Consider the following 13,307-nt stretch of genomic DNA (forward strand, 5'->3'; position numbering starts at 1 on the left):
GAGAAGGATAAATACATTCCTATATCAAGTCACAAATTAAAGTAATTATTTTTGGATTACAGCATTTGACGACGATTTATTTATTAGAAAAGGTTAATAAATCAGCAAAAAGGCTGTAATAGCTTGCGCTTTTAGTTGATTTCACAGATAAAAAAATCCCTGTAACAGGTTTAGACCGGATTACAGGGTTTTTTTATTATTTATTATATCTCTTATCCTAAGAACGAGATCAATACCCCTGCTGCAACAGCCGAGCCGATCACACCTGAAATGTTACTGGCCATGCAATACTGAAGCACATGGTTCTTCGGGTCGTATTTCAGTGCGATTTCGTTGGCTACACGCGAAGCCATCGGAACGGCACTCAATCCGGTTGCACCGATAAGCGGGTTGATTTTCTTCTTGGTGAACAGGTTGACCAGTTTTACAAAGAAGATACCTCCGGCGATCGACAAGGCAAAGGCCAGGAATCCGCCGATCACGATACCGATCGTTGTCATGTTAAGGAAAGCTTCGGCAGTCATGGTAGCACCTACCGATAGACCGAGGAATATCGTAGCTGCGTTCATGATACTGTTTGAGGCCGCATCGAACAGGCGGAATGTGTTTGTTCCGATCTCTTTTACCAGATTACCGAACATCAACATACCGATCAAAGGAACTGCACTTGGCACAAACAAGGCCACGACTGTTGTAACGACAATCGGGAAGATTATTTTCAGTACCTGCATGTTCTTGATTTCCGTAGTGGACGGGTACTTCTTTTCCTGCTCCTTCATGTTGATGCATAGTTCTTTTTTAGAACACAGGGCTTTAACAACTAAGGGGATAATAACCGGAACCAATGCCATGTAAGAGTATGCAGCAATAGCGATCGGCCCCAATAGATGGGGAGCCAGCTTAATGGTAGTAAAGATTGCCGTAGGGCCATCGGCACCACCGATAATACCCAGGGCAGCAGCTTCTTTCGGTGTAAATCCCATCAGGATAGCCACTAATAATACGGTGAAGATACCCAACTGGGCAGCTGCGCCGAAAATAGACAGGCGAAGATTACGGAGCATCGGGCCAAAGTCGGTCAAAGCTCCTACGCCCATAAAGATAATAGGGGGAAGGAACCCTGTTTTGATCAACATATAATAGATGAAATTCATGATACCCAGTTCATGCGCAATGTCGTGCAGAGGCATTTCCCAGATGTTCTTCATCACTCCGTGTACATTGATCAGCCCGTTCTCGTCAGCCTGGATCACACCCATGTCGCCTCCCGGAAAGTTGGCTAGCAACACACCGAAAGCGATGGGGACAAGCAGCAAAGGCTCATATTGTTTCTTGATACCCAGATAAAGCAATATAAATGCGATTGCATACATGATCAGAAACTGCGGTTCAGCAATAATGTTGCTGAACGCAGTCATATCGTACAGATTTTGAAATATCTCGTTCATTACTGTATTGTCATTAATACGTCATCTTCAGAAACGGTATCGCCGGCAGCATAATTGATGGATGTAACTGTTCCGCTGAATTCCGAGCGTACGGCATTATATGTTTTCATCGCTTCTACGTAGCAAAGAACATCCCCTTCTTTTACTGTATCGCCTATTCTTACAGGTGCATCCGATGCGTTTTTCACAAGGAAGAATTTACCTTCCAGCGGTGAAAGAACTTCGTTGCCTGCTCCGGCGGGTGCGGGAGCGGCTGCCGGTTGTGCTGCGGGCTGAGCCGGGGCTGCTGTCGGTGCGGCATTGGCGGTCTCTCCGAAAGCAACGGTTACACGGTAAGGCTGTCCGTCTACATCTACGGTCAATACCTGTGGAGTAGTAGGCAGGGCGGGAGCAGCAGCCGGTGCGGTCGGATGCTCTTTTTCCTGTTGAGCTTTTTTCTTCAGGGCTACATCGGCCAGGAATTCAACTTTGGCTTTTCCTGAACGATATGCTTCGTATTGTGCCGGGTGCATAGCGTATTCGAACAGTTCTTCGTCGTCTTCGCCTGTTTCCCACTGCTTCTCGTTCATCATCTTACGATATTTGTCGAGTGCATCCGGATAGTTGTCTTGCGGATTGCCGGTAAAGAATTTGCGTCCTTCGGCTTTTGCTTTTTCGATAATCTCCGGAGCAAGTTCACCCGGTAAACGTCCTGCTTTTCCGAGAAGCATATCCCAGATGTCGTCGGCAATCATGCTCCAACGGGCTTTGCCTTTTTCCATCTGCATTACGTTCATCAAGGCCAGGTTCTTTACGTACTGGCTGAACGGCGTTACCAATGGGGGATAACCTACGCGCGGCCATACATAAGCCACTTCGTCGAACAGTTTGATCAGTAACTGGTCTTGCGACATCAGCGGCTTGTTGTTCTTGATATTGTTTTTATTGATAGATTCCAGATTCTTTTCCAGGTCTGACATCAAGCTACCCATCATACCGCCGGGAAGTCCCGGGCCGATCAACAGAGAGTTCATCAGACGGTTTTTCGGACTGATATACAAGCCCAAGAAATCGTCCATAAATTCCTGGATCATACTGCGTACCTTCATATAAGCCTCCATATTGATCTCCGGTACTTTGTAACCGGCATCTTTCAACATGGCCTGTACAGTCAACAGGTCGGCATGTCCCGTACCCCATGAAAGCGGTTCCATACCCACGTCGATATAATCGCAGCCGGCATTACATACTTCCAGGATGGAAGCCACGTTGAAACCGGGGCCTGCATGGCTATGGTACTGGATAGGAATTTCAGGATGTTTGGCTTTGATATTGGCAACGATCTGTCCCAGTGAATAAGGACGGCCGATACCTGCCATATCTTTGATACAGATCTCGTCGGCTCCGAGTTCGATCAGTTCCAACGCCATCTTGGTGTAATATTCAACCGTATGGATCGGAGAGTGGGTGATGCACAGCGAGCACTGGGAAATCATTCCGGCTTCTTTGGCATATTGGATAGAAGGAGCGATGTTGCGTACGTCGTTCAGTCCGCAGAACGTACGGGTAATGTCGGTACCCTGTGCTTTTTTCACCTTGTAGAACAACTGGCGTACATCTGCGGGAACCGGGCTCATACGAAGCCCGTTGAGGGCACGATCCAGCATGTGTGTCTGGATACCTGCTTCATGGAATGGCTTCGTCCATTCGCGTACGGCTTTATTTGGATTTTCTCCGAATAGTAAATTAACTTGCTCGAATCCCCCTCCGTTGGTTTCAACGCGGGCAAAACAGCCCATCTCAACAATAGCGGGGGCAACTCTGGTTAGTTGGTCTACTCTCGGGACATATTTTCCGGCAGATTGCCACATGTCTCTAAAGACCAAACTGAATTTGATTTCTCTTTTCATGATATTTTGTGTATAGCTAGTATTATAATTTCTCAATTTTGGATACCTTTCCTTGTCCGCCGGTAACCATGCTGACTGCGGCTACGATAGCGGCAGTTGTTTTGCCGGGTATATTTCCGGCTTGTGCAGTAGCGGTTTGTCTTGCTGTTTGTTTCTTTACGACGACTTCTTCAGGTGCGTACTTGTTTACCAGTGTGATTAATCCTTTTCCGAGATAAATAACGATCAAAAGAATTGCAAAAACCGTGGTCATTCCGACTACCATTAACAAAAGTCCAGTTTCTATGTTTTCCATATCTAATTTGTATGTGACTAAGTATCTTTATTATTTTTGAGAGAAGTGACTAAAAAAATCTCCGCCAAGTTATAAATTGAATGCAAAAATAACAAAATCCCACAATTATTCATTTGGTAAGGCTATAAAAAAAGTAAAAGAATGGAATATTTATTCTTTTAAATGTTTTGTTTCGTTGGCTTAATGTGACTTTTTGTGATAAATGTATATTTTATGAGATAAGGAATTAAGGTCTGTTACTTACTGAAATTTATATATGAGGCAAAGAAAAGATAACATGTACGCTTTAGGTGTAATTGTCGGGAGTGGCAGGTTTGATAAAATGAAGTGATATGAAGTAATTGTTAAGCAAAAAGATTCTATTGGTTGACTTTTTGTGACGTATATATTCTTTGGAATGAGTGTTGTAGAATATCGTTAGATACATTATTTAACAATTATCTTCGTGAATACATCTTTCAAGGTTCGTTTTAAACAACTTTCCAACTCGTTTAAAACGAATTTTTTTTCATTTTAAATGAATAGATAATTTGTTTAAACCTAAATTGGTGTTAATTAATGTTGAATGTGACTTTTTTTGCAGCTCTTTTCTATGAAAAAAGCATGTTGAAAAACATTTTTATTTTCTGTGGCAAGGAAAACAGGTGCGTAAATGAAAGGATGTAAATGGTGGTGTATTTGAGGAATATGCAATGAATTATATTGAATTGTTTTTTATTGGTTTCATTGTGTTGCTTTTTTGAATCCGGATACGTTTAAATGTTATTTGCCAAATCCTTGACAGATGCGTGAAAAATAACCGGCCTTGACCTGTTTCCGTGCAGCTTCTCTAGAGACTGGTTAAATTGACAGTTTGATACTTTTGAATTACAATCTTAAAGTCAATCCGGCAGTATATGGTTTACGACATACCGTATCATTTTGTTAGTTGTGGAATTCTTCAGTTCATGCTCAATCGCTTATGAATGGCTTTTCTGTCGTTATTCGGAAAATTAAAGCATGTTTGTGACATGAATGTTACAATCCAAAATAATTGTATATTTGCCCTCTCGAACATAAATAAATAACCATGGGAAATTTCTTTACATCTTTATTCTCTTCTTCAAAAAATGGGGATAGCGCAGAAGAGAAAGTGAAAAACGATCAGAAAAATTTCGACATATTGAAATACGACGGTGTCCGTGCCCAGAAAATCGGACAGGTAGCTTATGCCATCAAATGTTTTACGGAGGCTTTAAATATCCAGGAGGATTTTGAGACGATGAACTACCTGGTGTCGGCCTATTCTATGGCCAACCAAACGGAAAAGGCATTGGAAGTATTGAACCGTATGGTGGAAATGGAACCGGAACATGTACAGACCCTGTTGACACGGGTGAGCGTTCTCTTTATGTTGGATAAGGATGCCGAAGTTATTGCAGACTGCCTGCGGGTGATCGAACTGGACGAATCCAATCATCTGGCCTGGTTCCTGGTGGCTAAAGCCAAAAGAACGACCGGCGACCAGCTCGGAGCTATTGCCGACCTGACGAAAGCAATTGTTTTGAAAGACGATTTCACGGATGCTTATCTGTTGCGTGCGGAGATTTTGCTTGCTTTGAAGCAGGGTAAAGAAGCATTACCCGATATCGAGAAAGCTATTTCTTTAGCACCGGAAGAAGAGACGACTTACCTGGTAAGAGGAAAGATACACGAATCACTGGGTGATCTGGAAGCTGCCGCTGCCGATTATCAGCAGGCACTCGACCTGAACCCGTTCAACGAAGACGCCTGTTTGTTGAAAGGAACCCTCCTGATTACGAAAGAACAGTTGGATGAAGCGATCGCTTTCTTCGACGACGCTATTGAAATCAAGCCGGATTTTGCTAAAGCGTATGCCGAACGCGGACGGGCAAAGAACCTGAAAGGCGATAAGGACGGTGCTTTCGAAGACCTGAAAAAATCCATCGAGCTGAATCCGGAAGGAGAGGAAGCGAAAAAGTTTGAAGGGCAGCACGCTAATTTTGAGAATAAAACATATATGCCTTTTTGATGTTATATAAACAGTAGGTGAATATATGGGGGATAAGCAGTGGCAATATTGCATGAGGAAAACTTGATAAAAGGTTTGCGTCTTGGAGACGAAGCTGCTTATAAAGCATTGTATAAGCAGCATTACAAGGTGCTTTGTGCTTTTGCATATTCGTATGTGAATGATTCTTTTGTTGCTGAAACTTTAGTGAGCGATATCATATTCAATATATGGGAAAAAAGGGAATCGTTATTTATTACCCAATCCCTCCGGGCCTATCTGATGAAAGCTGTTAAAAACAGCAGTATCAATTATCTGGATCATCAGGAACGGCAGGACAATCTGAAACGATCTGTCTCCCGGCAAATGGAGAAACGGCAGGAGTCTTTTCATGAACAGGACTACTATCCGATGTGTTCGTTGCTGGAAAAGGAGTTGGAAGACAAAATTGCCGTTTCTGTCGGTTCGTTGCCTGAACTGACACGTGAAATATACCAGATGAGTCGGAACGACGGTATGAAGTATGAAGAAATTGCCAGGGAAAAGAACCTGACTATCGATATTGTGAAATATCATATACGATTATCGTTGAATCAGCTACGCCATGATTTAAAAGACTACCTGCCGGTCTGGCTGACCATGTTCCTGTTTTTGTGAAAAAAAAGTGATATTTTTTTCACCCATTCCTCTTTTTCGTTTGTCATATTTATAGAAGCACTAATGAATATGCAAATAGTAGATAGGGGATATTGGGATGATCTGATCATAGATCGTCTGTCCGGTAATTTGTCGAAAACAGATGGGGAACTACTGGATAATTGGTTGGATGAATCGGAGGAAAACCGGTTGTATTTCAGCCAGATGAAAGATCTGTGGGATTCTTCCGGCATCGTGAATGAAGGTTTCTCATTTGATTATGAAAGAGCCTATGAACTTTTCCGAACAAGAACAGCCTCTCCTGCATTCAAGTCACAAGGGAAAAAACGCCCGCTTTGGAAGAAGGCTGTGTCTGTTGCTGCCGTTCTGCTTCCGTTTATTTTCCTGGGTTATTATACTGCCTTATATTTCAGATCCCAACAAAAAGAAATTCCTGTGTCTCTTATTTCTGAAATCACTTGCCCGAACGGTTCCCGAACGCAATTGCGTCTGGCAGACGGTTCGCTTGTCTGGCTGAATTCTGGTAGCACACTCTTTTATTCCGATGATTTTGGAAAATCGAACCGTTATTTGAAACTGGTTGGAGAGGCTTATCTGGAAGTTGCCCGGAATGAGCAATTGCCATTGATTGTCGAGGCTGGGGAAATGAAAGTGAAGGTGTTGGGCACTAAGTTTAATGTAAGTGCATACGGCGACAGTGAAGAGATCAGAGTGTTTTTGCTGAATGGGTCGGTCAGTCTTTCCGGTGAAGGAGGAGAGCCGCTCGTTCTGCAACCGATGGAAAAAGCGATCTATAATATCGGTTCCGGGCAATTGGAGGTGTTTGAGGAAAAATCGGGATCGGCACTTAGCTGGATGCAAAACCGGTTGATCTTTAAAGGTGAAACCCTGGCACAAATTGTCCGTACCTTGCAACGGTGCTATAATGTAAAAATAAATATCCACAATGAATTGTTGAAAGAACGCCGGTTTGCAGGAGATTTCAAAACGAATGACCCGATAGATAAGGTGTTTAAAATTATGGCTTCGAGTAATAAATTCCACTATATGATCAAAGGGGATACGATCGATATTTATTAGATTGGACACAATCGAAAAATTGAAAAGAGAGATATAGAACTTTATTTTGTTAACAGTTTAGAATGTAAAATGCCTATGAGAAAAATCTGAATTAACCTGATTCAGGCAAATTGAGGAATGCGCTAACATTCCTCAATCCTGTTGCCAAAAAGTAGAAAATCAATACTGATAAGATTATTAACTAATTAACAACTAACTGCAAATGTATCAAAAAGCATGCAGCATGGGTTCGCTATGTCGAATTATATGCAATAAAAAAAGTCTAAATATTATGAAAATATCTATTATTCTGTTGTTTTTGGGGATATTTTCGGTGTCGGCTACTACCTGGTCACAAGTATCGAATGTTTCGTTGGATATGAATAAAGTGAGGGTAGGTGAAGTATTTGATGCGATACAGTCTCAGACCGATTATTCTTTCTGGTATGACCTGAAAGATGTGGATGTAGACCGCATTGTATCGGTGAAAGCCGAAAATAAATCGGTTAAAGAAGTGCTGGAAACTATTTTTAAAGATAAAAATGTGGATATCCAGTTGGTCGATAACCATTTTGTCCTCAAAACGAAAAGTTTATTGCCCGTACATTCGGGTGTTACACAAGCTTACCGGGTTACGGGACTTGTGAAAGATCATTTGGGAGATCCGGTTATCGGGGCAAATATTGTGGAGAAAGGAACTGCTAATGGAACGATTACCGATATCGACGGACGTTTCTCTATCGAAGTTTCGCCGGGGGCAACACTGGTTGTTTCTTATATCGGTTATTTGTCGAAAGAGATTCCGGTCAATAACCAGCGGGAGATCCGGGTAGATCTGGTAGAAGATACGCAGACACTGAGCGAAGTGGTGATAGTCGGATTCGGTTCACAGAAAAAGGAAAACCTGACTGGTGCCGTTTCTCAGGTGAAAATGACGGATGTGTTGGGTTCCCGTCCGGTAACGAATGCTATGAGTGCCTTACAAGGGACTATGCCGGGATTACAGATCACAGCCAATAATGATGCAGCCGGTCCGGGATCATCGAAGAATTTCAATATCCGCGGTACGACTTCTATTAACGGTGGCGGCCCGTTGGTTCTGATCGATAACGTGCCGGGGGATATCGATATGCTTAATCCGGAAGATATCGAAAGTGTTTCGGTATTGAAAGATGCCGCTTCTTCTGCTATTTACGGGGCACGTGCTGCGTTCGGTGTTATCCTTGTTACGACGAAGAAAGCACAGAAAGGACAGCGTTTTCAGGTGAATTATAATAATAATTTCGGTTTTCAGTCTTCCATCAATGAACCGGGTATAGCGGACGGTATGCAATGGTTGCAGGCCTATAAGGATGCACAATTCGGTTCCGGTAGTTATTTCGCCGGACAGGATATCGATACGTGGATCAACTATCTGGCAGCCTACCGCCAGGACCCGAGCCAGTTCAAAACGTATGGGGATGGTGTTTATACCGATCCGGAAACAGGTGTGAACTATTATCTGAATGAAAAGAATGTATATACCAATATGTTCGATAATTTCGGTTTCCTGCAAAATCATAATGCATCGTTGAGCGGTGGCGGTGAGAAAATCACTTACCGTATGTCGTTGGGATATAACAAGGAACAAGGTATTCTGAAAACAGACAAAGACTCTTATAAACGGGCTTCTGCGAGTGCGTATGTTTCGGCGGATGTCACTTCCTGGTTGACACAGTCGGCGGATGTCCGTTATGCACAGAGCACGAAAAACATGCCGCTCACTTCCACTTCGTCGACTCTTTACGATATGCGTCAGCCCAGCTTGTATCCGGAAGGATATCTGGTCATGCCCGACGGGGAAGAGTTATTGACGGATACGCCACAGAATTTATTGAAACTGGCGTCAGACAACAGGACGATCCGGGATAACACGCGTTTGATGTCGAAAACGGTTGTAAAACCTTTGTCCGGATTGGAAATGGTATTTGAATATACGTTTGACAAAGTGGTACAGAACAATCGTCAGAACCGTGCGATCAAGGATTATGCCAATGTACAGATGGCAAAAAAGCAGACGGCAGCCAATTCTTCTCTGCAGGAGATCAATGAGGCTACCGATTATCATGCGATCAATGCGTATGCTACTTATACCCGCACTTTCAATGAGAAACATAATCTGACGGGTATGGTCGGATTCAATCAGGAGCATAGTAAATATACAAAACTGACGGCTTATGCCTACGATCTGATCAATGACGAAGTACCTTCTTTCAATACGGCTACCGGTGAGACAAAAACGATCACGGATCAATACCGTGAATACACCGTACGTGGGGCTTTCTATCGTTTGAATTATGATTATGAAGGGCGTTATTTATTTGAAGCGAACGGGCGTTACGACGGTTCCTCGAAATTCCCGAAGAAAAGTCGTTTCGGTTTCTTCCCTTCTTTCTCTGTTGGCTGGAACATTGCCCGCGAAGCGTTTATGGAACCTGCTTCCGGCTGGATAAGCGAATTGAAGCTGAGAGGTTCGTGGGGGCAGATAGGTAACCAGGCCATCGATCCGTATAAGTTTACTCCTGTGATGTCGGCTTATCCCAAAAATGAAATCAACTGGATCGTGAACGGGGATAAACCGACCACATTGAAAGCTCCGGGACTGGTCAGCGATAATTTTACCTGGGAGACAGTGGAAACGTTAGACTTCGGTGTCGATATCTCTATGCTGAATAACCGCCTGCGCGGAACATTCGACTGGTATCAGCGCGATACAAAAGATATGTTGGCTCCGGGATTGGAATTACCGGCTTTGGTCGGGGCCTCTGCTCCGTTGCAAAATGTGGCCGACTTGCGTACGAAAGGATGGGAGTTGAGCCTGAACTGGCGCGATAAGATCGGTGCCTGGGGATACAATGTCGGTTTTAACCTGTATGATTCGCGTACGACTGTTACAAAATATGATAATGAATCGTTTGTATTACAGAATAGTAGCGGGGAGAATAACTACTATACCGGTTATGAGATCGGTACGATCTGGGGATATGTGACGGACGGATATTATACGGTCGATGATTTTGAAGATACAAATACCTGGAAGCTGAAAGAGGGAGTTACCTCTATCAACGGCGTAAACCCGCGTCCGGGTGATGTGAAATACCAGAATTTGAAGGACGACGAGAACAGTACCAACCGTATCGATGCCGGTGACGGCACACTGGAGAATCCGGGCGACCGCAAGATCATCGGTAACAATCGGATACGTTTTCAGTATGGTATCAATCTGGGTGTGAATTATAAAGGATTCGACCTGAATGTTTTGTTGCAAGGAGTCGGTAAACGTGACGTATGGATGAGCGATGCACGCAGATGGTCGTTCTCTTCCGGACAATTCGGACAGATCTTTGACGACCAGTTGGATTACTGGAAGCCGATCGATCCGGAAAACGGAAACTGGAACCCGGTAAATCCGGATGCCGAATACTTCCGTATCTATAACCAGCGTGAAAACGCGAGTTCGAATACCCGGGCACAAACGAAATATTTGCTGAACGGCTCTTATCTGCGTGTGAAGAACATCACATTAAGCTATACATTCCCGAAGACATGGATGGATACGATCCATCTGAATGCCCTGAAAGCCTTTGTGAGTTGTGAGAATCTGCACACATTCACCTCTTTGCCGAAAGGCTATGATCCGGAACGCCTTTCCTGGGGATATCCTTTCTATCGCACCATTTCGTTTGGTATAAATGTAACACTTTAAACTAGCAGGAAAATGAAAAAAATACTATATTCTTTGATGATAATGGCAGGTCTTGCTGCCTTACCTGGTTGTAATGACGATTTCATGGAGCGTTATCCGCAGGATTCGTTGACTGAAGAAACGGTTTTCTCTACTTATAGTACGTTTAAAACGTATTCATGGGGATTATATAATGTTTTTACGAACGGGAATATGCTACGGCGTCCGGGTACGGGCGGCGGTTATGCCAGTGCTGTTTCTTATCAGGGGGATATCAATGCGGGTTACCTGATGCGGCGCCTGGGAAGTGGGAATAGTTATGCTTTCCAGACGATAACAGACGTATCTTCCGGGAACGGTTGGGACTTTTCTTTTATCCGTAATGTCAACCTGATGTTGGATAATATCGATAATTCGGCTATGGGCGACGCGGATAAGGAACATTGGCGTTCCGTCGGCTATTTTTTCCGTGCTTATTATTATTCGGAACTGATTGCCCGTTTCGGAGATGTGTCCTGGGTTGAGCATGTACTGGGCGATAGCGATACGGAAGTGGCTTATGGTTCCCGTACGCCGCGTAAAGAGGTGGCAGATAAAGTGCTTGAAAACTTACTATACGCTGAACAATATATAAAACCGGCAGGCGACGGGGATAATACGATCAATGTGCATGTAGTACGTGCCTTGATCTCCCGTTTTGCCCTGTTTGAAGGAACCTGGCGGAAATATCATGAATTGGGTGATTATGAGAAATATTTCGATGCCTGCGTCAAAGCGTCTGAGAGTCTGATGGCTACTTATCCGACGGTGCACAGTAACTTCGGTGAAATGCTGACTTCTGACCTGGCGGGTATTCCGGGTGTGATCCTTTATCAGGAATATATTCCGAGCATCTTTACGAATTATGTATTGACCCATGTGGAACGAACTTCTACCCATAATGTGGAAATGCCGCAGCACATTGTCGATATGTACTTGTGTAAAGACGGGAAACCGGTCTCGACAAGTAAAGAATACGAATGGGATAAGACGGATAAAACGATGTATGCCACATTCCGTAACCGCGACTATCGCTTGTTGGAAACTGTTGTTCCTCCCTATAAGGTGGTGCGCACCAATAACAATAATTCCTGGGAATATACTGATGATCCGGCACATAGAGAGTACATGGATCTGATGGGGGTTACTACTTACACCGGTTATGGCGGCGGACATGGGGAAGCCGGTAAGCATAAGGTCTTTCCGCTGATGAACTGGTCGGCATCCGTACTGGAAGGTGTTCCTCATTTCTCTACGAATAACTGGGGGCAGGGATTTATCGTAGCTCGTAGCGGTAATTATGTATACCGTTATTATAATGTGTGGGACGATTCACGAGAAAATCAGGGAACTTCCGATGTGCCGTTGTTCAGGATAGAAGAAGTGTTACTGAATTATGCAGAAGCAAAATTTGAAAAAGGTGAATTTAATCAGGGCGTAGTTGATGCGACTATCAATAAATTGCGTACACGGGCTAAAATCGCAAACATGGCAGTTGCAGAAATAAATGACAGCTTTGATCGGAAACGCGATCCGTCGGTAGCTCCGGTTCTTTGGGAGATCCGCCGCGAGCGTATGGTGGAACTGATGGGAGAAGGCTTTGGTTTCTATGATGTGCGCCGTTGGAAAAAAGCCGAATGGTTTGTGAACAAGGTACAATACGGTCAGTGGGCAACCAAAGAACAGATCGGTAGTAGCGGACAGTTCATCGATCTGAACACCGGTTTTGCCGATGCATCCGGGAAAACGGAAGGATATGTATATATGTATAACGATCCGGTTAAAACAGGTAAAGGTTGGCTGGAGAAATACTATCTGTATCAGATTCCTACCAATGAGATCGCCTTGAATCCGAATCTGACACAAAATCCGGGCTGGAATTAAAAGAAAAAACTTTCAACTCTTTGTTTATTAAAAAAAAGCCTCTATCTTTGCAGCCCGAATTGGTATATAAGATAATAATAAATAAATATATAGAAAGATGAAAAGAACATTCCAACCTTCCAACAGAAAAAGAAAGAACAAGCACGGTTTCCGTTCAAGAATGGCAACAGCTAATGGTCGTAGAGTATTAGCATCTCGTCGTGCTAAAGGAAGAGCTAAGTTATCAGTTTCTGACGAATATAACGGATAATCAATCCGTTTTAAAGAAATTATTCATAAAGAAAGTAGAGGTTTTTGCTAA

General features: G+C 43.5%; 9 protein-coding genes. 6 read left to right on the plus strand and 3 right to left on the minus strand.

Features of this window, described 5'->3' with window-relative positions:
• Positions 1-212: 212 nt before the first annotated feature.
• Genes BQ7394_RS01160 through BQ7394_RS01170 form a run of 3 tightly spaced genes read right to left on the minus strand, consistent with a single transcriptional unit; the run spans position 213 to position 3,632 of the window.
• Positions 213-1,448: a sodium ion-translocating decarboxylase subunit beta gene (locus BQ7394_RS01160; protein WP_075555693.1), complete on the minus strand. Its 1,236-nt coding sequence runs from the start codon at positions 1,446-1,448 to the stop codon at positions 213-215.
• Complete coding sequence (locus BQ7394_RS01165) at positions 1,448-3,337, minus strand: biotin/lipoyl-containing protein (protein ID WP_075555694.1); 1,890 nt, start codon at positions 3,335-3,337, stop codon at positions 1,448-1,450. Before BQ7394_RS01165 ends, BQ7394_RS01160 begins: the two co-directional genes overlap by 1 nt.
• A 22-nt stretch (positions 3,338-3,359) precedes the next feature.
• Complete coding sequence (locus tag BQ7394_RS01170) at positions 3,360-3,632, minus strand: OadG family protein (RefSeq protein WP_075555695.1); 273 nt, start codon at positions 3,630-3,632, stop codon at positions 3,360-3,362.
• A gap of 1,069 nt (positions 3,633-4,701) precedes the next feature.
• Here BQ7394_RS01170 and BQ7394_RS01175 point away from each other — a divergent pair.
• The 6 genes from BQ7394_RS01175 (at position 4,702) to rpmH (ending at position 13,256) form a co-directional block, all read left to right on the plus strand.
• Entirely contained in the window at positions 4,702-5,664 is a 963-nt protein-coding gene (locus BQ7394_RS01175) for a tetratricopeptide repeat protein (protein ID WP_075555696.1), read from the plus strand.
• Between the two features lie 39 nt (positions 5,665-5,703).
• Positions 5,704-6,300 carry an RNA polymerase sigma-70 factor gene (locus BQ7394_RS01180; protein ID WP_235848643.1) on the plus strand — a complete coding sequence of 199 codons (597 nt, stop codon included), beginning with the start codon at positions 5,704-5,706 and terminating at the stop codon, positions 6,298-6,300.
• 69 nt (positions 6,301-6,369) lie between these two features.
• The gene (locus BQ7394_RS01185) at positions 6,370-7,380 is read left to right on the plus strand and encodes a FecR family protein (RefSeq protein ID WP_235848644.1); all 1,011 of its coding nucleotides are present in this window, start codon (positions 6,370-6,372) and stop codon (positions 7,378-7,380) included.
• A gap of 271 nt (positions 7,381-7,651) precedes the next feature.
• Positions 7,652-11,104, plus strand: a complete 3,453-nt coding sequence (locus tag BQ7394_RS01190) for a TonB-dependent receptor (protein WP_075555699.1) — start codon at positions 7,652-7,654, stop codon at positions 11,102-11,104.
• A gap of 12 nt (positions 11,105-11,116) precedes the next feature.
• Positions 11,117-13,006 (plus strand): RagB/SusD family nutrient uptake outer membrane protein, encoded by a 1,890-nt coding sequence (locus tag BQ7394_RS01195; RefSeq protein WP_075555700.1) that lies wholly within the window; start codon positions 11,117-11,119, stop codon positions 13,004-13,006.
• A 97-nt stretch (positions 13,007-13,103) separates the two neighbouring features.
• Positions 13,104-13,256 (plus strand): 50S ribosomal protein L34, encoded by a 153-nt coding sequence (gene rpmH / locus BQ7394_RS01200; protein ID WP_075555701.1) that lies wholly within the window; start codon positions 13,104-13,106, stop codon positions 13,254-13,256.
• Positions 13,257-13,307 lie beyond the last annotated feature (51 nt).

It is taken from the genome of Parabacteroides timonensis (assembly GCF_900128505.1).
GTDB classification, from domain to species: Bacteria; Bacteroidota; Bacteroidia; order Bacteroidales; family Tannerellaceae; genus Parabacteroides; species Parabacteroides timonensis.

What these genes read in the sequence shown, in the direction of transcription:
- BQ7394_RS01195 (WP_075555700.1), top strand. Translation starts at nt 11,117, where the DNA reads ATGAAAAAAATACTATATTCTTTGATGATAATGGCAGGTCTTGCTGCC.
- rpmH (WP_075555701.1), top strand. Translation starts at nt 13,104, where the DNA reads ATGAAAAGAACATTCCAACCTTCCAACAGAAAAAGAAAGAACAAGCAC.
- BQ7394_RS01170 (WP_075555695.1), bottom strand. Translation starts at nt 3,632, where the DNA reads ATGGAAAACATAGAAACTGGACTTTTGTTAATGGTAGTCGGAATGACC.
- BQ7394_RS01165 (WP_075555694.1), bottom strand. Translation starts at nt 3,337, where the DNA reads ATGAAAAGAGAAATCAAATTCAGTTTGGTCTTTAGAGACATGTGGCAA.
- BQ7394_RS01185 (WP_235848644.1), top strand. Translation starts at nt 6,370, where the DNA reads ATGCAAATAGTAGATAGGGGATATTGGGATGATCTGATCATAGATCGT.
- BQ7394_RS01175 (WP_075555696.1), top strand. Translation starts at nt 4,702, where the DNA reads ATGGGAAATTTCTTTACATCTTTATTCTCTTCTTCAAAAAATGGGGAT.
- BQ7394_RS01190 (WP_075555699.1), top strand. Translation starts at nt 7,652, where the DNA reads ATGAAAATATCTATTATTCTGTTGTTTTTGGGGATATTTTCGGTGTCG.
- BQ7394_RS01160 (WP_075555693.1), bottom strand. Translation starts at nt 1,448, where the DNA reads ATGAACGAGATATTTCAAAATCTGTACGATATGACTGCGTTCAGCAAC.